At 49.1% G+C, this 21,702-nt stretch carries 18 protein-coding genes and 1 pseudogene; 8 read left to right on the top strand and 11 right to left on the bottom strand.

Annotated features, from left to right (window positions below; genetic code table 11):
* Positions 1-233 precede the first annotated feature (233 nt).
* From potA to KNV97_RS10900, 5 genes are all read left to right on the top strand, one after another.
* Entirely contained in the window at positions 234-1,349 is a 1,116-nt protein-coding gene (gene potA / locus KNV97_RS10920) for a spermidine/putrescine ABC transporter ATP-binding protein PotA (protein ID WP_136486442.1), read from the top strand.
* Entirely contained in the window at positions 1,333-2,190 is an 858-nt protein-coding gene (gene potB, locus KNV97_RS10915) for a spermidine/putrescine ABC transporter permease PotB (protein WP_218563421.1), read from the top strand. The genes potA and potB overlap by 17 nt, the downstream gene beginning before the upstream one ends.
* Positions 2,190-2,960: a spermidine/putrescine ABC transporter permease PotC gene (gene potC, locus KNV97_RS10910; protein ID WP_218563095.1), complete on the top strand. Its 771-nt coding sequence runs from the start codon at positions 2,190-2,192 to the stop codon at positions 2,958-2,960. Before potB ends, potC begins: the two co-directional genes overlap by 1 nt.
* Positions 2,961-3,048: 88 nt before the next feature.
* Positions 3,049-4,080 (top strand): extracellular solute-binding protein, encoded by a 1,032-nt coding sequence (locus tag KNV97_RS10905; protein WP_136486436.1) that lies wholly within the window; start codon positions 3,049-3,051, stop codon positions 4,078-4,080.
* Positions 4,081-4,204: 124 nt separating this feature from the next.
* On the top strand, positions 4,205-5,242 hold the full coding sequence (locus tag KNV97_RS10900; protein WP_136486434.1) for an extracellular solute-binding protein: 1,038 nt from the start codon (positions 4,205-4,207) through the stop codon (positions 5,240-5,242).
* A gap of 99 nt (positions 5,243-5,341) precedes the next feature.
* Here KNV97_RS10900 and cobB read toward each other — a convergent pair whose 3' ends face one another.
* From cobB to KNV97_RS10845, 11 genes and pseudogenes are all read right to left on the bottom strand, one after another.
* Positions 5,342-6,079: a Sir2 family NAD+-dependent deacetylase gene (gene cobB, locus KNV97_RS10895; RefSeq protein ID WP_136486432.1), complete on the bottom strand. Its 738-nt coding sequence runs from the start codon at positions 6,077-6,079 to the stop codon at positions 5,342-5,344.
* 215 nt (positions 6,080-6,294) lie between these two features.
* Positions 6,295-7,515, bottom strand: a complete 1,221-nt coding sequence (locus KNV97_RS10890) for an ammonium transporter (RefSeq protein ID WP_136486430.1) — start codon at positions 7,513-7,515, stop codon at positions 6,295-6,297.
* Between the two features lie 421 nt (positions 7,516-7,936).
* Positions 7,937-8,359: a hypothetical protein gene (locus KNV97_RS10885; protein WP_136486427.1), complete on the bottom strand. Its 423-nt coding sequence runs from the start codon at positions 8,357-8,359 to the stop codon at positions 7,937-7,939.
* Complete coding sequence (locus KNV97_RS10880) at positions 8,346-9,404, bottom strand: formate dehydrogenase subunit gamma (protein ID WP_136486425.1); 1,059 nt, start codon at positions 9,402-9,404, stop codon at positions 8,346-8,348. Before KNV97_RS10880 ends, KNV97_RS10885 begins: the two co-directional genes overlap by 14 nt.
* A gap of 5 nt (positions 9,405-9,409) precedes the next feature.
* Positions 9,410-10,018: a formate dehydrogenase FDH3 subunit beta gene (fdh3B, locus tag KNV97_RS10875; protein WP_218563094.1), complete on the bottom strand. Its 609-nt coding sequence runs from the start codon at positions 10,016-10,018 to the stop codon at positions 9,410-9,412.
* 11 nt (positions 10,019-10,029) lie between these two features.
* Positions 10,030-12,886, bottom strand: a pseudogene (locus KNV97_RS10870) (formate dehydrogenase subunit alpha).
* 10 nt (positions 12,887-12,896) lie between these two features.
* The gene (locus KNV97_RS10865) at positions 12,897-13,100 is read right to left on the bottom strand and encodes a twin-arginine translocation signal domain-containing protein (RefSeq protein WP_136486664.1); all 204 of its coding nucleotides are present in this window, start codon (positions 13,098-13,100) and stop codon (positions 12,897-12,899) included.
* 59 nt (positions 13,101-13,159) lie between these two features.
* Complete coding sequence (locus KNV97_RS10860) at positions 13,160-13,846, bottom strand: TorD/DmsD family molecular chaperone (protein ID WP_218563093.1); 687 nt, start codon at positions 13,844-13,846, stop codon at positions 13,160-13,162.
* 14 nt (positions 13,847-13,860) lie between these two features.
* Entirely contained in the window at positions 13,861-15,522 is a 1,662-nt protein-coding gene (locus tag KNV97_RS10855; RefSeq protein WP_218563092.1) for a 4Fe-4S binding protein, read from the bottom strand.
* A gap of 245 nt (positions 15,523-15,767) precedes the next feature.
* Positions 15,768-16,451 carry a DUF3306 domain-containing protein gene (locus KNV97_RS10850; protein ID WP_218563091.1) on the bottom strand — a complete coding sequence of 228 codons (684 nt, stop codon included), beginning with the start codon at positions 16,449-16,451 and terminating at the stop codon, positions 15,768-15,770.
* Positions 16,441-16,908 carry a DUF3305 domain-containing protein gene (locus tag KNV97_RS10845; protein ID WP_136486413.1) on the bottom strand — a complete coding sequence of 156 codons (468 nt, stop codon included), beginning with the start codon at positions 16,906-16,908 and terminating at the stop codon, positions 16,441-16,443. Before KNV97_RS10845 ends, KNV97_RS10850 begins: the two co-directional genes overlap by 11 nt.
* A 429-nt stretch (positions 16,909-17,337) precedes the next feature.
* On the opposite strand from KNV97_RS10845, the gene KNV97_RS10840 reads away from it, so the two are divergent.
* The 3 genes from KNV97_RS10840 (at position 17,338) to KNV97_RS10830 (ending at position 21,669) form a co-directional block, all read left to right on the top strand.
* On the top strand, positions 17,338-18,168 hold the full coding sequence (locus KNV97_RS10840; RefSeq protein ID WP_218563090.1) for a formate dehydrogenase accessory sulfurtransferase FdhD: 831 nt from the start codon (positions 17,338-17,340) through the stop codon (positions 18,166-18,168).
* 226 nt (positions 18,169-18,394) lie between these two features.
* Positions 18,395-20,761: an ATP-binding protein gene (locus tag KNV97_RS10835; protein ID WP_218563089.1), complete on the top strand. Its 2,367-nt coding sequence runs from the start codon at positions 18,395-18,397 to the stop codon at positions 20,759-20,761.
* On the top strand, positions 20,761-21,669 hold the full coding sequence (locus KNV97_RS10830; RefSeq protein WP_407701901.1) for a mechanosensitive ion channel family protein: 909 nt from the start codon (positions 20,761-20,763) through the stop codon (positions 21,667-21,669). The genes KNV97_RS10835 and KNV97_RS10830 overlap by 1 nt, the downstream gene beginning before the upstream one ends.
* Positions 21,670-21,702 lie beyond the last annotated feature (33 nt).

Genomic DNA, 21,702 nt, shown 5'->3' with positions numbered 1-21,702 from the left:
TGTTGCTTTCTGTACATTATGGTTGATAATTAACCGTTTGAAAGCATTCAAAGTTAACGCAAAGCCTATGGTAATTAATCTTTACTTTTAGGTGCAAAATTTTTTCTGTTTCAGAATAAGAAAACACTTTGATTTCGTAGTTTTGATGATTATGATTCGGCGATTATGAGCCTATGCATATAGAGCATTTCTCAATGAGCAATCCTTGGTTTTAATAGGGAGAAAAACAGACGTTGAACGAACGACATTCAGTAGATACACCAGTTATCCGTCTATCTGGTATAAGCAAGAGTTTTGATGGCAAAGAGATCATCAGTGAGTTCAATCTTGATGTGAATCACGGTGAATTCCTGACGATTCTGGGCCCGTCAGGATGTGGTAAAACAACCGTACTTCGGATAATCGCAGGTTTTGAAACAGCAGATGCTGGGCAAATTCTACTGGATAATCAAGATGTCACGTCGGTTCCTGCAGAGCAAAGACACGTAAACACTGTGTTCCAGAGCTACGCTCTGTTCCCGCATATGACGGTATTTGAAAACGTCGCCTTTGGTCTGCGCATGCAAAAAGTGCCTTCTGCAGACATTGAACCGCGTGTAATGGAAGCGCTGAAGATGGTTCGTCTGGCAGAAATGGCGCAGCGTAAACCTCATCAGCTTTCTGGTGGTCAGCAGCAACGTATCGCGATTGCCCGAGCTGTGGTGAACAAGCCTAAAGTTCTGCTGCTTGATGAATCACTGTCGGCACTGGACTACAAACTTCGCAAACAGATGCAAACCGAGCTGAAGCAACTGCAACGTCAGCTGGGCATCACCTTCATTTTCGTGACCCACGACCAGGAAGAAGCCCTGTCGATGTCTGATCGTATCATCGTGATGCGTGATGGTGTCATCGAACAAGACGGCTCGCCGCGTGAAATTTATGAAGAACCGAAGAACTTGTTTGTGGCTCGCTTTATCGGCGAAATTAACGTGTTTAACACTGTGATGCGGGAACGCCTGGATGACAAACGTGTACGCGTTGAGATTGAAGGCGTTGACTCTGTGGTTTATTTCGATCAACCGGTCAATAACGGTACTAAGCTACAGGTTCTGCTGCGTCCGGAAGATTTGCGTATCGAAGAAATCAAAGAATCGGAGTCAAACGGCATTGTTGGTCATATCACCGATCGTACCTACAAAGGTATGACGCTGGAATCCATGGTCGAACTCGAATCCGGCATGCGAGTGCTGGTAAGCGAATTCTTTAACGAAGACGATCCGGACGTGGACCACTCCATCGGTCAGAAAGTCGCGATCACTTGGGTTGAAAGCTGGGAGGTGGTACTCAATGATGAGCAAAAAGTTTAATCTTCAGAACGCGATTATCACCTTAATCGTCGGCTGGTTGGTGCTGTTTGTACTCATCCCTAACCTGATGATTATCGGTACCAGTTTTCTGACTCGTGATGAAGCCAATCTAATCGATATGACTTTCACGTTAGATAACTATGCCCGCTTGCTGGATCCCCTGTATGGCAAAGTGATGCTGCATTCGTTTTATATGGCGATTGTGGCAACGATTCTTTGTCTGATCATCGGTTACCCGTTTGCGTACATTGTTGCGAAGATGCCGCCGAACTGGCGCCCAATTATGTTGTTTCTGGTCATCGTGCCATTCTGGACCAACTCGTTAATTCGTACTTATGGTCTGAAAATTGTGCTTGGGACCCAGGGCATTTTAAACAAAGCGCTGATTGGCATTGGTTTGATCGATGCTCCGTTACGTATTATGTATACCGAAACCGCAGTGATGATTGGCCTGGTTTACATTTTGCTGCCGTTTATGATTTTGCCGCTTTACTCCGCTATCGAGAAACTCGACGGCACATACATTGAAGCAGCGCGAGATCTGGGAGCAAATAAACTGCAGACTCTGACCAAGGTCATTCTACCGCTGACCATGCCTGGCATCATCGGTGGTTGTCTGCTGGTTCTGCTGCCTGCGCTGGGTATGTTCTACATCGCCGACCTGCTGGGTGGTGCGAAGAACCTGCTGATTGGTAACGTGATTAAGAGCCAGGTGCTCAATGCTCGTGACTGGCCATTTGGTGCGGCGACCAGTATCGCCCTGACACTGGCAATGGCGGTCATGCTGTACGCTTACTACCGTGCCGGTAAATTGTTGAATAAGAAAGTGGAGCTAGACTAATGGGTAAGACAGTTAGATTTAGCTTTATGAGCTTGGTGTACTTGTTCCTGTATTTGCCAATTATCGTATTGATTGCTAACTCTTTTAATGACAATAAATTCGGCATTAAATGGGGAGGCTTTACCACCAAGTGGTACCATGCATTAGTCGCTAACGACAGTTTGATGCAAGCCGCCTGGCACTCGCTGAATGTGGCCGTGTTTTCCGCCACTGCAGCAACGCTGATTGGCAGCTTGACGGCAGTCGCCCTATTCCGTTACCAGTTCAAGGGTAAAGGGCTGGTCAACGGCATGTTGTTTGTCGTCATGATGTCTCCGGATATCGTGATGGCAATTGCGCTGTTAGCGCTGTTTTTGGTACTGGGTGCGAATCTGGGGTTCTTTACCCTGCTGATTGCACACATTACGTTCTGTTTACCGTTTGTTGTGGTGACTGTTTACAGTCGCCTCAACGGGTTTGATGTCAAGATGCTGGAAGCGGCCAAGGATCTGGGCGCCAGCGAATGGGTAATTCTGAAAAAGATTATCCTGCCTTTGGCCAAACCTGCCGTTGCGGCTGGCTGGCTGCTGAGCTTCACGCTGTCACTGGATGACGTGATTATCAGTTCATTTGTCACCGGCCCAACTTATGAGATCCTGCCACTTAAGATCTATTCAATGGTCAAAGTCGGTATCTCACCAGAAGTCAACGCACTTGCAACGGTCATGCTGATTGTGTCTCTTGCGTTGGTAATTCTTTCCCAGGTTCTGACCCGGGAAAAAGTCAAGTAAAAGCACCGAAGCAGGAAGAGCGCTTTCCTCCTGCTTCATCTTCATCTAACGCCTTAATTGGGCAACGTCTGGTTTGGAGCTAACGTCAATGAAAAAATGGACTACTCTTTTGGCAGGTAGTATGTGTGCGCTGTCGCTGATCTCAACAAATGTCGCGGCAGAAGACAATGAACTGGTATTTATGAACTGGGGACCGTACATCAACAGCGGTATTCTGGAACAATTTACAAAAGAAACCGGCATCAAAGTGATCTACTCAACGTATGAGTCAAATGAAACTTTGTACGCCAAGCTGAAAACACACAATGAAGGTTACGACCTGGTTGTTCCATCAACTTATTTCGTATCTAAAATGCGTGATGAAGGCATGTTGCAGAAAATCGACAAGTCCAAACTGTCGAATCTGGGTAACCTGGATCCAAACTATCTGAACAAACCTTATGATCCAAACAACGATTACTCGATTCCGCACGTAGTGGCAATTACGGGCCTTGCTGTCAATACAGATATGTACGATCCGAATGATTTCCAAAGCTGGGGCGATCTGTGGAAGCCTGAATTGGCTGGCCAACTGATGCTGATGGATGACACCCGTGAGGTGTTCCACATCGCGCTGCGTAAACTGGGTTACTCTGGTAACACCACTGACGACAAGCAGATTGATGAAGCATACGCTGAGCTACAGAAGCTGATGCCAAACGTATTGGTATTCAACTCAGACAACCCGGCAGCACCTTACCTGTCTGGTGAAGTAGGTCTGGGTATGCTGTGGAACGGTTCTGCAGCGGCAGCGCAAAAAGAAGGTCTGCCACTTAAACTGGTATTCCCTAAAGAAGGCGGTATTGGTTGGGTAGATAACTTTGCTATCGCATCAGGTGCGAAAAACGTCGACGCCGCGCATAAGATGATCGACTTCCTGCTGCGTCCGGAAATCGCGGAGCAGATTTCTCGCGACACTGGTTACCTGACTGGCGTGAAAGCATCAAACGACAAGTTTAAAGACATCGCACCCCTGTTCCCGTCTCAGGAAGATCTGGACCGTGTTGAATGGCAAGCTGCTGTTGGCGACAAAACTGTACGTTATGAAGATTACTTCATGAAGCTTAAAGCGGGTCAATAATCCCAATAAAATGAATGAAATAGGCAGCTTAAGCTGCCTATTTTTGTTTGAGCTGTTATAATCGTCGCTTATGCATAAACATGCTCTTGCCTGGCTAGGCTCTTACAGCAAACATGGAAATCTCATGAAAAGTAAACTGTATGCTGGCGCTTTATGTGCTGCGACTCTATTCACAAGTAACGTGATGGCTGAAGACCAAGAACTGTATTTCTACAACTGGTCTGAATATATTCCTAATGAAGTTCTGGAAGACTTCACTAAGGAAACCGGTATTAAAGTAATCTACTCGACCTACGAGTCCAACGAAAGCATGTACGCTAAGTTGAAAACTCAGGGCGAGGGTTACGATCTGGTAGTACCTTCGACCTATTTTGTTTCAAAAATGCGTAAAGAAGGGATGCTGCAGGAGATCGACCACTCCAAACTGAGTCATTTTGCAGACCTGGATCCTAACTATCTGAACAAATCTTTCGATCCGGATAACCACTACTCTATTCCGTATATCTGGGGCGCGACCGGTATCGGTATTAACACCGATATGCTCGATAAATCTTCAGTGAAAAACTGGGGCGATCTGTGGGATAGCAAGTGGGAAGGCCAGTTGATGATGATGGACGATTCACGTGAAGTTTTCCACATCGCATTGAGTAAGTTGGGCTATTCACCGAATACCACCAATCCAAAAGAGATTGAAGCGGCGTTCCACGAATTGCAGAAGCTGATGCCGAACGTATTGGTATTTAACTCAGATTTCCCGGCTAACCCTTATCTGGCGGGCGAAGTGTCGCTGGGTATGCTGTGGAATGGTTCTGCGTACATGGCTCGCGAAGAAGGCGCACCGATTGAAATCATTTGGCCGGAAAAAGGGGCAATTTTCTGGATGGACAGCCTGGCTATCCCATCCGGTGCTAAAAACCTTGAGGCCGCTCATAAGATGATCGACTTCCTGCTTCGCCCGGATAATGCCGCGAAAATTGCAATGGAAATTGGTTATCCGACGCCGGTAAAAGCGGCTTACCCACTGCTGCCAAAAGAGTTTGCTAACGACCCGAACATCTTCCCGCCACAATCGGTCATGGAAAGTGGTGAATGGCAAGACGAAGTTGGTGAAGCGGCTGCGCTGTACGAAGAGTACTTCCAGAAGCTAAAAGTAAATAACTGATCCTTTTCGATGTGTCTGACCACGTCAGACAGTCCATGCTTATCAAACAAAAGCGGCTCGATTGAGCCGCTTTTTTACATCTGTCACCCGATGCTCTTATCAGGCGTGCTTGCAATCGGGCGCCTGCAGGGCAAGCAGTTCATCCACCAAACGTGGTACCTCAACACTGGCTTTACCGTAGCGTTTCTCAGCAAATTCCGTTTCAACCGCGCTGGGTTCCAGGTTAATTTCAATTGTATGTGCACCGTGCATTTTCGCATCATGTACGAAACCGGCTGCAGGATAGACGACGCCCGATGTGCCAATCGAAATAAACAGATCGGCTTGTTCTAACGCCTCATAGATTTCACCCATACGCAGTGGCATCTCGCCAAACCAGACAATATGAGGACGTAACTGAGACGGGATCTGGCAGCAATGGCATAAGTCGCCACTGACGAGGTCGTCTTTCTGTTCGATCACCTGATTGGTCACCGCACAGCGTGCTTTAAGTAGTTCACCGTGCATGTGGATCACATGTTCGCTGCCGCCCCGCTCATGCAGATTGTCGATATTCTGAGTGATGACGGTCACTTTGCCGTCCAGCTCTTTTTCCAGACGGCCAAGGGCGATATGGGCAGCATTGGGCTCGATAGTTGCGGATTGCAGCTTACGCCGGCGTTGGTTATAGAAATCCTGGACCAGCTCCGGGTTTCGCTCAAAGCCTTCCGGCGTGGCGACATCCTCGATGCGGTGGTCTTCCCACAATCCATCCTGAGCACGAAAAGTTTGAATACCCGATTCTGCCGAGATACCAGCGCCAGTCAGAATGACAACGTTGCGATACGGAAAATTCATACAACATCCTTTTATTTTACTTTTCTGCTAGCTTAGCACCGATACACCGACAACCCTAGAGTTGCGGATTAGACCATAGTCGGAATTTATCGTGGCCCTCGTCTGTTCTGTGACTGTCAACGTGCCTTAAACGATAAAGAGCAGGCTATGCCTGCTCTTTATCGTTTATCTTGTCATAACAGCACTTTGTCACTGACTCTATCATCTATTCCCGTTTACTCTTCGTTAATCGATGAGATCTTGTGAATAGCCAGGTCTGCGCCATTGAATTCATCTTCTTCAGACAGGCGTAAGCCCATCACAGCATTCAGAGTACCGTACACCGCAAACGCACCGATCAGTGCAACCGCAATGCCCATTAACGTCCCCATCACCTGAACGGAAAGACTCACGCCGCCCAGGCCACCAAGCGCTTGCTGGCCAAAGATACCCGCAGCAATGCCACCCCAGGCACCGCACACACCATGCAGCGGCCACACGCCCAGTACGTCATCGATCCTGGTTTTATTCTGTATGTAAGTAAAGAGCCATACAAACAGTGCACCAGCAACGAGGCCCGTTACCAGAGCGCCCAGTGGATGCATCAGATCAGAACCGGCGCACACCGCAACCAGACCGGCTAACGGACCGTTGTGGATAAAGCCCGGGTCATTTTTGCCTGCGATCAGAGCTGCCAGAATACCGCCGACCATTGCCATCAGCGAGTTCATCGCAACCAGGCCACTGATCCCATTGAGTGTTTGTGCTGACATCACGTTAAAGCCAAACCAGCCAACACACAAAATCCAGGCACCCAACGCCAGGAAAGGAATATTAGAGGGCGCAAAGTTAGTGTGTTTACCCGCGCGGATACGCCCCTTGCGCATGCCCAGGAAGATCACCGCAACCAATGCAATCCAGCCGCCAACACCGTGAACCACAACCGAGCCGGCAAAATCGTGGAACCCTGCCCCCATACTGGTTGCAAACCAGTCCTGGATACCATAGTTGCCATTCCAGATAATGCCTTCGAAAAACGGGTAAACCAGACCGACGGTAAAAAAGGTTGCCAGCAAAATCGGATAAAAACGTGCTCTTTCGGCAATACCGCCAGAGACGATAGCCGGAATCGCCGCCGCAAAAGTCAGCAGAAAGAAGAACTTCACCAGTTCGTAGCCATTCCCCTGAGCCAGTGTTTCTGCGTCAGCAAAGAAGTTAGCTCCATAAGCGATCCAGTAACCGATGAAAAAATAGGCGACGGTCGAAATGCCAAAATCGGCCAGAATCTTGACCAGTGCATTGACCTGGTTCTTTTTACGTACGGTCCCTACTTCCAGAAATGCAAAACCTGCATGCATCAAAAACACCATAATGGCGCCAAGCAGTAGAAATAAGGTATCTGAACTTTGGGTCAGGGTTTGTACGGCACCATGTACCTGACTTACTGTTTCATTCATTCTCGTAATACTCCATAGCAAAAATAAACGCGCACAAAACAAGTGCTACTCAATTTTTATCTCACCATTTTGGTGAGCGAATTATAATTTTCGTTACATGGAGCAAAATGTGTTCCAACTATAAACAATTCAGTTAATAATCATAAATCACATGATAATTCATTGTTTTATAATGCTTTAAATGTATAAGTCAGTGGCACGAATATCGCGTTGCCACTTAATTATCGTCGCTTAAATGCACCATATTGGATCTCTGGCACCAATTTCGAGCGCACAAATATGTAGCAGTAAAGTTAATAACCTGGCTTGTTTGCTAAATGGCTGCCACTTACGAGCCATGTCATTTTGAGCAACAGATATCGCAGCTGGGTAAAAAAACACCCGGACAAGGCCGGGTGTTTGACTGGGATGTAAGCATACCTTACAGGTTTGGCCCTTTAGACGGCTTGTGAGGAATGTTACTTTTGAGCTGCTGCATGCCCTGGAACATACGTACCACCCAAATCGTAATCGCAAATAAGGCGATTAAAGCACCTAAATATGGGATTAATGACCCGACTGTCGTCAGCCAGCTGTGGGCGTACCAATATCGGTGAACCCCCATAATTAGTCCATTGGTGGTCGCCACCGAGACAATCAGTACCACAAAGAAGGTCAAAAACAAGAAGAAGGTACGAATCAGGCCATAGTAATGTGAATTCGCCACGTCACCATCTTCATTCTTGTCCAGGCGATAGCCCGCGTAAATAATCCCGATAACACCTGAAAGCAGACAGGTAAAGGGGGTCAGCAGGCTGGCAATATAAACAAACCACACCGAATTATTCTGGCTAGCGGGTCTCATGCTTTGGCTCCTTATCAACCGTTGATGCGTTGACAGAGGTTTCCGCAGGTTCAATCTGTCCCTGCTCTTTCATCTCTTCATACCACAAGTCATGATGCTCTTTAGCCCAGGTTTCATCGACTTTACCGGTCACCATGCCTTCCAACGCCCCTTCCATACCAAACAAACCGATGTAGATATGGAAAATGAATCCGCAAATCAGCACCAGTGCAGAAATCATATGCACCAGATTAGAAAGCTCCATATCACGTCGGGTCTGGCCGAAAATAGGGAAATCAAGGATCAGACCACTCGCTGCGACAAACGCGCCGACGAAAATCAGCATCCAGTAGACGATTTTTTCACCGCCGTTAGAGAAGCCGGCGGAAGGATGCGTGCCTTTATGCTTGCCAAACATACCGCCGAACTTCATAAACCATTGCAAGTCCACTTTATCAAACAGGGATTTCTTCCACCATTTGAACAACATACATAACAGCAGCAGGAAGAAAAGCGGCCCCATATAGTTGTGGTACTGCTTCGCGGAATAAACAATAAAGCCCCACACTTCAGACGGCACATAAGGTTTTAAAAAATGTTTACCGTAGACTAAAGTCAGTCCGCTGAACGCCAGAGTCAGAAAAGTAAACGCCATGCTCCAGTGCATCGCACGATCCAGCCGCGACCAGCGTTTAATTTTACGCCCGGTACGAGGCTTACTCAGCATGATTGGCCCCATCAGCACGTAGGCCAGGATGACCATCGCGATACTGCCAAAGATCGCAATCGCACCCGCCGGTGACATCCACTTCTCTTTCAGTATGTACCAGGCTTCTCCGGGAGCACTGATCAACACGCCGTGTTCCGGGCCTTGCGAAGTGGTATAGCCCGCTTCACCATTACGGATCTGACGCCAGTAATCTGCGCCGGCCAGTTGCGTGAACTCTCTTTGCGCCACATCAGGTTTGCTTTGCTGCTCAGCAAACGAAGGCTGAACAGCAAAAAACATCAGTGCTGTCAGCAAAGGCAGCACAAAATGCATGGCGCGCGTCATCAAATGTCGCATCACCATTAACTCCTTGTTGCGTCGTAAGACAGATCTTCTCCATCGCTCCAACCCGCGCCTTTTGCGCCACGCTCAACCACACGCTGACGGAAAATGTCAGAAACGGTTTCGGCATCGCCGGCCATCAGAGCTTTGGTTGAACACAGTGAAGCACACATCGGCAACTTGCCTTCGGCAATGCGGTTTGCACCGTATTTCTTGCGCTCTTCCTCAGAACCGGGTTCTGTCTCCGGACCACCGGCACAGAAGGTACATTTGTCCATTTTGCCACGCTCGCCGAACGCTGAGTTTTTAGGGAACTGCGGCGCACCAAACGGACAGGCAAACAGGCAGTAACCGCAGCCGATACACAGATCTTTGTTGTGCAGCACAATGCCATCTTCCGTATGCACGAAGCAGTCTGCCGGACATACTGCCATACACGGCGCATCGGTACAGTGCATACAGGCAACAGAGATTGAGTTTTCGCCCGGTTCACCATCGTTGAGAGTAACAACGCGGCGGCGCTGAATCCCCCACTCTAACGCGTCGTCGTTTTCATTTTTACATGCCGTGACACAGCCGTTACATTCGATACAGCGCTTGGTGTCACACATAAATTTCATTCTTGCCATGATTGAGCTCCTTACGCCTTACGGATGTTACACAGAGTGACTTTGGTTTCCTGCATTTGGGTGGTTGGATCGTAACCGTAAGTGGTGGCGATATTTGCAGAATCACCAACAACGTAAGGCTGAGTGCCTTCCGGATACTTATCGCGCAAATCTTCACCTGAGAAGATGCCGCCAAAGTGGAACGGAATAAACGCCATGCCCGGTTTCACGCGGCGTGTCACCATGGCTTTTACATGAATACGGCCTTTCTCAGCGCCTTCTACCCAAACGTATTCACCGTCTTTAAAGCCAAGATCGTTGGCATCTTTCGGGTGCACTTCAACAAACATCTCCTGTTGCAACTCGGCTAGCCAAGGGTTGGAGCGGGTTTCATCGCCCCCGCCTTCGTATTCAACCAGGCGGCCAGAGGTGAGGATAATCGGATACTCTTGTGAAACATCTTTGTCCTGAATCGATTTATACAGGGTCGGCAGACGGTAGATAGACTCCGCGTCATCCCAGGTCGGATAATCAGCTATCAGGTCACGACGCGGCGTGTACAGAGGCTCACGGTGCAGCGGCACGCGATCCGGGAAGGTCCAGACAATGGCTCGAGCTTTGGCATTACCAAACGGAATACAGCCATGCTTAATCGCAACGCGCTGAATGCCGCCGGACATATCGGTTTTCCAGTTTTTACCTTCGGCCGCCGCTTTTTCTTCCGGAGTCAAATCGTCCCACCACCCCAGATGTTTCAGCAATTTATCACTGAACTCCGGATAACCGTCCTCAATTTCACTGCCTTTCGAGAAGCTGTCTTCTGCCAGCAGGTTTTTACCTTCAAACTCAACACCATAACGGGCACGGAACGTACCGCCACCTTGTGCGACTGTTTTCGACGTGTCGTACAAAATATGGGTGCCAGGGTGTTTCATTTCCGGTGTACCCCAACATGGCCAAGGCAGACCATAGGTTTCTCCGTTGACCGGGCCGCCTTCCGCTTCCAGACTGGTTTTGTGGAAGGTATGCCAGTTTTGCTGGTGAGCTTTAAGGCGCTCAGGGCTTTGGCCGGTGTAACCAATGGTCCACATGCCACGGTTAAACTCACGGGTAATGTCTTCAATAACGGGTTGGTTGTTCTCAACCCGGATGTGCTTACACAACTGCTCATCGATACCGAGTTTTTTCGCCATCAGATACATGATTTCATGGTCTGGTTTGGAGTCAAACAGCGGCTCAATCACCTGATCACGCCATTGCAGCGAGCGGTTGGAAGCCGTCACACTGCCGTAAGTTTCAAACTGAGTAGTGGCCGGCAGCAGATACACACCGTCGGTACGTTCGCTCATGACGGCGGCAACGGTCGGATACGGGTCAACAATCACCATCATATCCAGCTTCTGCATCGCCTTTTTCATTTCGACGCCGCGGGTTTGCGAGTTCACCGCATGACCCCAATAGAACATGGCACGGATGTTATCGCGCTGTTCAATGTTCTTTTTGTCTTCCAGCACACCATCGATCCAGCGTGAGACAGGAATACCCATGTTATTGATGGGTTTCTGACCACGGTATTCGTTCTGATCAAAGCGGTTTTGCACCCACTCAAAATCCACATCCCAAACGCCACACCAGTGTTTCCATGAACCATCCGCCAGACCGTAGTAACCCGGCAATGTGTGCGACAGTACACCCAGATCGGTTGCGCCCTGCACGTTGTCGTGACCACGGAAAATGTTGGCACCGCCACCGGATTTACCCAGGTTGCCCAACGCCAGTTCCAATACACAATAAGCGCGAGTGTTGTTGTTACCCGTGGTGTGCTGAGTTCCGCCCATACACCAAACCACGCAACCAGGACGGTTCTCCGACAAAATTTTGGCCGTTTTGTATACTTCGGCTTCAGTCAGACCCGTAACACGTTCGACTTCCTGCGGGTTCCATTTCGCCACTTCGGTGCGAATTTCATCCATACCGAACACACGCTGACGGATAAACTCTTTATCTTCCCAGTTGTTTTTGAACACATGCCACAAAATACCCCAGATAAAAGCAACGTCAGTTCCCGGGCGTAGTGAAATGTAATAGTCCGCTTTGGCCGCTGTACGGGTGCGACGCGGGTCTGCGACAACAATCTTACAGCTGTTCTTCTCTTTGGCGATCAGGATATGTTGCATCGCAACCGGGTGAGCTTCGGCCGGGTTGGAACCAATAAACAGGATCGACTTACAATTATGCATGTCGTTAAAGGAGTTGGTCATGGCTCCGTAACCCCAGGTATTCGCTACCCCGGCGACGGTTGTTGAGTGACAGATACGTGCCTGGTGGTCGACGTTGTTGGTTCCCCACAGCGATGCCAGTTTGCGGAACAGGTAGGCCTGTTCGTTGCTGTGTTTGGCACTGCCCAGCCAATAGACTGAGTCCGGACCTGACTCCTGACGAATACGCAGTGCTTCGTCACCGATTTCGTTGATCGCCTGATCCCAGGAGATCTTTTTCCACTGACCACCTTCCAGTTTCATCGGGTATTTGAGACGGCGCTCACCGTGACCATGTTCACGCAGTGCCGCCCCTTTTGCACAGTGGCCACCGGCGTTAAACGGATGATCAAACGCTGGCTCCTGACCGGTCCACACGCCATTCTGTACTTCGGCATAAATACCGCATCCGACCGAACAGTGGGAACAGATGGTGCGCTTCACTTCTGTTTTCGCATTGTGATCAACGTCTGCGGCCTGGGCTTTTTTCAGCATTCCCGGCGCAAACAGTGATGCACCGACAGCGGCGCCACCAGCAGCCAGCGAAGTATTTTTTCATAAACGCACGGCGACTGATCCCAAGCGGGTTGCTGTTTTTGCTCGTGCTGTCTGAACGTTTGGTTAATCTCATCGCTGCGCTCCTATAGCGTGTCGTAGTAATCACGAATGTGCTGGGTTTCGTGATACCCTTTCTTCAGTTCATTCTTATTTGCCTGCACCGGTGTTTCACTGGCGATGGCTTGCTGAGAAACGCCCGTAACGACCGCACCCGCGACCGCTGCAGTTCCCAACCCTTTCAGCAGGTCACGCCTGCTTTGGTTGATGTCTTTTTGTTCTTTTTTCATCATTGCTTCCTTTATCCGTTCTTGCTGTTACCCGCATGATTGGAGCCTGTGCTGATCGGTTAAGATTGCTGTTCAGCTTTATCGGTGAGGTTTTTCACCTCAATTTTGTGTGTATTCTTGCGACTGGATGGCGCCTGGGTCAGGCTGACATTTTCCAGAGTCAAAAACGCGCCCAGCAACTCGGCCACAGCGCGATAAAACTGGGCGTGCTCGGCCTGATTCATTTGATCCACCAGCTTGTTGTACCAGGTCGCAATGTGACGGTTGAAAAAGGCTTTTTGCACCATGTCCCGGCTTTCGATCAGATACGCCATGGTTTCGCACAGGGCTGCGATATGATCTTCCGGCTCTTTTACCGCTTCATCACGCTCCAGGCCGATTTGACTGAGGTGGAAACGAATGTCGGCCAGCGGTTTCTCCATCAGAGAACCGGTTAAATGCCAGGAAGCAAAAGGGACGACTTCACCGCGCCCGATGCCGATAAACAGTTGTTGGTATTCTTGTTCCAGATCCGGACGTTTTACCGCGCGAGCGGCAGCGGACAGTGACTGCCATGCCTTCGCCATCGGCGTGGCATTCTCTTCGCTTTGCAGATCAGTCAGAAACTCAATTAATGGCGCTGAGGGCACATCGCGCAACAGAGTCGCCAGCAAAAGATAAATGTCGCAACGCAATGCATCATCACCCTGTTCGGTTTGTTCAAGGTGTTGTGCAGGATCAAATTGAATGGCCTGATCACTTGGCATTATGTTTTCCTTCCCTAGTAATTGAGCTGTTTTTCCGGATCGTTAGCCATGGACTCAAACACGTCCACAACACGACAGTCTTCACACATCGCGATACGATTCAGCGAAGTCTGATCAGAGAAATGTGAGTGACCGCGTAACTTATCTTGCAGCATGGTGATCATCGATTGTGGCGCGAATGGTTTCTGACAGCGCAGACAATGGGCAGGCTCTTCCTGATGCAGTGTGACGACGGCCTGGCGTTGTTGTTTGTCCCAATTGATGCGTGAGGATGAGGTCAGCGCGCTTTCAGGACAGGCTTTGACACACAAGCCACATTGCACACAATCTTGCTCGACGAATTTGAGTGATGGCATATCGCCTTCATGATGAAGAGCGCGAGTCGGACAAACCGCGACACAACTCATACACAAGGTACAATCCTGAGTAGAGCATTCAATCGCGCCGTAGGCCGCGGTCGCAGGCAAAGGTTGAATAGCGGGCTCGATCTGTTTGTGCTCCGCCAGAGCGTCAAGCGCCTGATACAGTCGTTGACGCTTATTGCCTTCCAGTTCACCCAGATGAAGTCCGAGTGGCTCCGTACACAGGGTCGGTGTACCGTCTCGCAGCGATTCGAGAAAAAGAATATCAACGGTCTCTTTATCAATACCGAGCTGATTCAGGAATGTCTGCGCCATCGTGACTTCCTGATTAAGGATACGCATCACCGTAGGTGGCATATGACGACTGGCTGCAAACAGCACTTGAGTCGCACCATTAACCAAAGCCGCAAACCACGAGTCCATGCCCACTGAAGGCAGCTCTTCCACAGTGACCGGAATCACGTTATCCGGCAGCGCCTGCAGCGCCATCAGGTTATATTGCTCATGACGTGAGCTGCAGATCAGAATGACAGCCTGTTCACCACCGGCTTGCGCATAGTTACGTAGCAGACGCTCAATGAATTTTTGTGTGTCAGTCGGGTTAGGCAATGCATAATGAATCGCTTCAGTGGGACAAGATGTCGCACATGTTCCTATGCCCTGACATAAATACGGATTAATCTGAATCCGATGACCCGTTTTGTCACTGCCTTCACTGGACAATGCACCCGCCGGGCAAGCATCAACACAACGTTCGCAGCCTTTCACACCTCGTGAAGAGTGAGCACATAAATCGGTATCGAGACGGAAATACTTCGGTTTGTCGAAGGTTCCCATGAGGTCAGGGATCTCTTCTAACGCATCAGACAACTTGGGATGTCCGCGCCCGACCGGAAAATATCCGGGAACAGGCACTTCTTCAGTCATAACGCCATTCAGAGACATATCCAGCACGATATCAAAACAGTCCTGCGAGATTGCGGCCTGAGCCAAATTAATTTCCTGACCGCGATTTTCGACCGAAACACTGAATGCACCGAGAAATCCACTGATTTCAACACTGTCTGCATAATAGAGATGATGACTCTCGGAAGGCTCTCCGTCCACAGACAACAGAGTGACAGACGCCATTTGCGATAATTGCAGCGCCGCCCGTTCGATAAGGCTGCTTGGACCAAGAATAAGCGTATGCCCGCCACTTTCGTAACTGACGGTAGGCGGAATTAAATTGGTGAGTTCAACGGTGTTTTCAATGGCAGACCACCGTGCACGTCCATTCGGAGATGTCGCTTGTTGTAAATATTGCTTTAACATTGCTCGTTTCCATCATATGAGCGAATCTTGAGTGCCCGCTCTTTTTGATTACTTTAGCAATTAGCATTCCAACCATAAAAATGATTTAAAACAAACGGTTAAAAATAAAACTAATCAATGTATCGGCACAAATAAAAAAGATGAGACAAATTGTCTCATCTGGTCGAAAAGGTATTAGGTCAAAATGTACCTGGTCGTTATCGAGATAATAGTTAAAGGGATAAGAGTTTTTGAACAATCAGAAATTAAGTGGTCGATTTAGTCTCATCGTCCTTGTGGTCGAGATGATCGGCACGATCTGTTTCAGATTGAGCGGATGCAGCAAGTTTGCCGTCCAGCGCCGTCGCATCCTCCCTGCCTGGCGTGCCATTGAGATTAACATTAATAGCTTCAACATCGCTCTCTTCATCCACCAGATCATCCGATGAAGCTGCGCCACTTATTTCGGGCTTATTGTGCACAGGTTGTGTCTCTGAGCCAGGCTTATCTTCCGGCTTATCGTCGGCCTTGTTCAGCCAGTCACGCAAACCCTGCGCGACTTCAGTCGACAAGCTTTTTACTTTGGAGTAATCGTGATCGTAATCATTAAGCCGATCGACTTCGCTAAACTCACCACTCAAAAACAGCTTACGCAGCGCTGCTTTTTTTACTTGTTGACTAGCTTGGGATGCCAGTAAGGCAGCGACCGACTGTGGTTGCTCATTGGCACTGTCCTCTGCGAGGCTGTTTGCCTCGGTGCCAGTTTGTGGTTCAAAACCATCAGCGAGATCTGAACCCGGTGAATCAAGTTCATCGGTTCGAGTGGCTGAGTCGATGTCTGCCGTGCCGGTTTCTGAACCAGAGCTGTCTTCTGCCGACGAAGCCAGGTCCTCATGTTGCTCTTCAAGTTTGCGCTTTGACCAGCGGGAAAGAAACGAATTATTGTCCACTGGCTCTGCCCGCCCCTTTGCGTTTTTTACGTTTCACTTCCAGCAATTCGCCATGTCGGCCAATAAAGGCTTCCATCCAGGCCTGAATCGGCAGCGGCATATCGGCCGAAAGCACCAGATAGTCACCATCCATATATTGGCCTGCCACGCTCTGTGACGCGGTGAGCGTAATGATATTTGGAGGGGTTCCTTCAGCGTCTGGATTTTCCAGTACCAGAAACAGTTTAGGTTGTTGAGAACTCAGGTTGAAACGATAGTCGGTTCGTTCATCACGATACAGTTCCAGCACGGCGATAAATGCACTGTCCTGGTTCGGATGCAGATCAAAACCGGTTAATTGCCATTGGGTGGTCATCCACATTCCGGTTGTGATCTCGTGCTCAACCAGATCACAGGCCAAGGGCCAAAGGGTCTCGGTCTTTTCTGTATCCATGATTTTGATTTGCAGTTCTGACATGGGAGTTTCCGTAATATTCTCGTTAAGCTGTCTGACTTTCTTATCGGCACGACATCGCGCCTTTTTTCATAGTCTAGAACAAATCTAAGCACTTAAAAGTGCAGATGATGTTTTAAAACTGCCGCCCTGGTCTGTGACTGTCAATTGATTTCAGCACACCCGGAACGTTGTTTTTTCAAGATTTGAAATAGTGACTTAGCAATAACTAAGCCATCTGTTCGTTATTTTTGAACTTTAATTCATGGCTTGAGAACTTTAACTCGTTACTCCGTCACTTTGAGTTGGCGACTCTGGTACTTTAGACACAATTTACGCCACTTGGATTAGACCACTTACAACTTTTTAGCTAGGGTTTAGGCGCGAGCTGATGTTTCACCCCAGCCGGACCGTATAGCAAAAGAAACCTGACCTTATAAAAAGGATGCCGCAGTGAGCAAGTTATCTGTTATCAAAACCAGTGAAAACCCGTTACAAACCATGGATGTAGACGTGTATGACGAATATGGGGAGAAATTGGTCAAATCGATCGCTTGTGAGCGTCCTCTGACCGTACTGCTTAACTGGAAAGAAATCGTGACTCTGATGACGTTAGGATCACGGCCTGACGCTTTGGTGCTGGGTTACCTGAAAAATCAGAGTTTTATTTCCGATCCTGACGCGCTCGACTCGGTCATTATCGATTGGGAGACCAATTCTGCCGCCGTGGTTACCCGGGAAAACATTGATCACCTTGAGCCGGCGTTAAAGAAAAAGACCGTTACTTCAGGCTGTGGTCAGGGCACCATGTACGGCAACGTGATGAAACAGCTGGAGAACTATCAGGTTCCGCAACGCCCGCTTAAACAGTCTCAGATTTATGCCGCTCTGGAAGCGTTAACCCATCACAACGACACTTATAAAAAGGCAGGTGCCGTACACGGCTGCGCAATCTGCTTTGAAGACCAGGTGTTATCGTTTGTCGAAGATGTCGGTCGCCACAATGCGGTGGATACTCTGGCCGGAGAAATGTGGCTTAACAACATGAGTGGCGAGGATAAAATCTTCTATACCACAGGTCGTTTAACCTCAGAAATGGTGATCAAAGTTGCCCAGATGGGGATACCTGTACTGCTCTCCCGCTCCGGCGTGACCCAGATGGGACTCGATCTGGCGCAACAGTTCGGCATCACAACCATTGCCAGAGCAAAAGGCCTGCGTTTTCAGGTCTACAGCGGCGCAGATAAAATCGAGTTTGATGTCAAAGGACATCTGGCCGATTAGTTTTTAATAACCAATAGCCAATAACTAATAACCAGCTAGTACCATTTGAAAGAATACGTTGAAAAGAGATGAGGAGATGAGGAGATGAGGAGATGAAAAGATAACGGCAGTTCATCGTTGCCGCCTTCACTGAATTCGCAGCACCATCACAAATTTTGGCCCGCTGTTCGAGTTGCTTAAGCTACACTTAATTTGATAATCAATAACTTATTAAGTGAACTCGTCAATGTCGGCTATCCTCCATTTTAGGTTACGAGCTTGGCTCTTACCATTATTACTCGGCCTGCTGAGCTTTTCCGTCACCGCTGAGTGGCAGCACGATGATGTCAATCTGGTTGCCCAGACGCCACAAAGCATGCGGGATCTGGAACAGAACGTCCGTGAATTGCCTGAACGGACAATGATGGATCGCGCACAGCAACAACGTGTGCAACAGTTATTGAAAGCAACTTTGCTGCAACAGCAGAACACGGTTGACGAATTTTCGACCTTGCTGGAGCACTACCAGCAGCAAGCGGATGAACTCAATTGGTTTAATCTGCAGCAAAGTTATTTAGCCCTGACCAGTTTGTCCCGCAGCAAACAACGTTTGCTTGAACTTAGTGATGTGTATACCCGCAGCGTCCTGACCGGTTTCAGTTCAGAAGGTGTCAGTCAGGCCCGGCTTGAACTGCAGCAGGCGCGTTTAATGCTGCACTATCAATGGCACTGGCAAACAAGGCAGTTAGATACTCTATGGCACAACGTTAGCAGAGCGCCTCTTTCCTTCTGCGGAATGGTACTGAGAGTCATGGTGATCTTTGCCGTCTTGTTCTGGTGGCTGGGTCACAGCCAGCCGTTGATCAAATTGTTCTGGCGTACTTATCTGCAAAACAAACAGAAACCGGCTATCTGGGCACGACTGGTGTGGTATGTGAGTAAAGCCAACCGCACGATTGCCTGGATGATAGCGCTGACTCTTGTCCTGCAGAGTCTTATTCAGCTGGAGAGCCTGCAGGCGCTGCGCTATCTGCAATGGGCCATCTGGTGGCTGTTGGGCGGTCGCATCGCCATCAGTCTGATCAGCGAGTACTTCTATCGTACCCGTCGCACGTCCAATCAAGCGTTGATCGATTTACGCCAGACTTCGATTCGTCGTCTGGTTCGTACTGCGGTCATCAGCGGCCTGATCGTCCAGTTATCCTTAGCCTTACTGGCCAAAAACACCCTCTATGACTGGCTCACCGATGCGCTGAGCGTCTGGATTGTGCTGATGGTGGTTTCAGTACTGATGCTATGGCGAGAGCGCACCTTTGCGGTTATCGACAAGCAGACGGATAAACCACTTTGGGTAAAATGGGCAGAGAAAAAACAGAGCACCTGGTTGGCATGCATTCCGGCGACGGTTCTTGGTGTACTTTGGATAGGATTGAACACGCTACAACGTCAACTCGTGTCACTGATGTCGAGCTATTCCTTTTGCAGTCAGGCGCTGGCCTACCTGTTTCGTATCGAGGCGGCCAAGCAGAATAATAACCGCTGTAATGAACAGGAGTACACCCGTGTTAAAGGCGACGAAACCTTTGATTATGTACTACCGGGCCATATGGACAGTCCCCTGGTTGAGTACGCGCAAGATGAATTTCAGCAGTTGAGCCGCTATTTGCTCAGTGACAGTCCGGCGATGTGTGTGGTGTCCGGCGAGCGTGGGATTGGCACCACGACCTTGTTGCATCGCCTGCTGAATAAAGTGAAAAACGCCCGACCGGTTTATCTCAATTGCCCCTATTCTGGTCTGGATAACCTGCTATCCCAACTGGCGGTAGAACTTAACCTGAGCGAGGATGCCAGTGAAGTGCAGATCATCGCGGCGCTGCGACAGAGTGAGCAAAGTTATCTGATTGCGATTGATAATGCACAGCGCCTGGTTAAGCCGACCGTCGGTGGCCTCAAGGGATTACTGCATCTGACCAACTTACTGCGCCGCAGTAAGCAGAATCACCGTGTGGTGATGGCAATTGAAAAATCGAGCTGGCGGTTTGTCGATCGCGCACGTGGTGAACGACTGCTGTTTGACTGGGTGACTATTTTGCCGCGCTGGAATGAAGTACAGCTAGGTGAATTGCTCGACAGCCGCATCAATCAGGATAAGCAGTCGCCGATATCCTTTGAGGGGTTACTGGTTCCCCGCCAATGGGGCGATGAAGAGCACAGTGATGAAGAACGCTCACGCCTGGGGTTCTATCGTATTCTGTTGCACTACTCCGATGGCAACCCGACCGTGGCGTTGCGCTTTTTTCGCCGTTCTTTGCATCGTCATAAGGAGAACCATCAGGTTGTGGTGCGCTTGTTTCATACCCCTGATGCGCATGATCTGGAATCCATGCCCAAACCCATGCTGGCTGTGCTGCGCTCAATCGTGCAACTGGAAGTCGCCTCTCCGGATGAATTATCGGAATGTACTCAACTGACCATCCCTGAGGTGATTGGCATTATGCGCTACTTTGAAAGTCGGGGATATCTGGAATGGGCGGAAGATAAAACCCGAATTTCCGACCACTGGTATCGCGCCATTACCAATGTTCTGGACAGACAACATTTGTTGGTGAAGTAATGAAAGTATCCCATATACCCATACCGCATCTCGCTATTATTATGTTGTGCAGCCTTGCGCTGATGATAAGTGCCCCCTCAGCCGCCGAAGAAGCCGTTTCAGACATACAGGATATTAAACAGATTGCCAGCCTGGTGCGCTGGAGTGGTGTGTTCTTTTCGCTACTGGTCGTCGCCGCGACCTGGCTGCTGCTCAAGTTCGTCAAATCTCTGATCAGAACGCTGGGAACTCAGTTCGTCCAGTACCGCATGTTACTGCAGAAATTCCAGTCGTTTTTCCAGTTCTTTATGTATCTCAGCGTTGCGGCGATTGTGCTGATGCTCAGCTTCCGCATTAATGACCACATGCTGGCACTGATTGGCGGTACGCTGGCGGTCGCGGTTGGTTTTGCGTTAAAAGATCTCGCGGCTTCGTTTATTGCCGGAATCACGGTGGTGATTGACCGGCCGTTCCAGGTTGGTGACCGCGTCACTTTCGAAGGTCATTATGGTGATATTATTGAAATCGGGCTGCGCTCGGTGCGGATGCGGACCTTATCCGATGACATCATCACCATCCCCAATAACAAATTTCTCAATGAAATCACCTCCAGCGGTAACTATGGCGCGCTGGATATGCAGGTGGTGATCCCGTTTTATGTCGGTTTGGATGAAGATATTGCGCTGGCTCGCGATCTGATACAAGAAGCGGCCTCATCAAGCCGCTACATTCATCTGCCAAAACCAGTCGTAGTATTGGTCAAACAGACCATGACCGAAAGCTATCTGGCGGTGCAGCTTACCTGCAAAGCCTACGTGGTCGATACGGCTTACGAAAAATTATTTGAAACCGATATTACGTTGCGGGTCATGAAAGAATTTAAAACCCACGGCATTAAACCGCCAAACAGTGCCTTTCAGAATATCTGATGCCAGACCGTTTTGACAAATTCCTGCACCAAG

It is taken from the genome of Vibrio ostreae, from assembly GCF_019226825.1.
Taxonomy (GTDB): Bacteria; Pseudomonadota; Gammaproteobacteria; order Enterobacterales; family Vibrionaceae; genus Vibrio; species Vibrio ostreae.
This window is presented reverse-complemented; position numbering and strand designations above follow the sequence as displayed.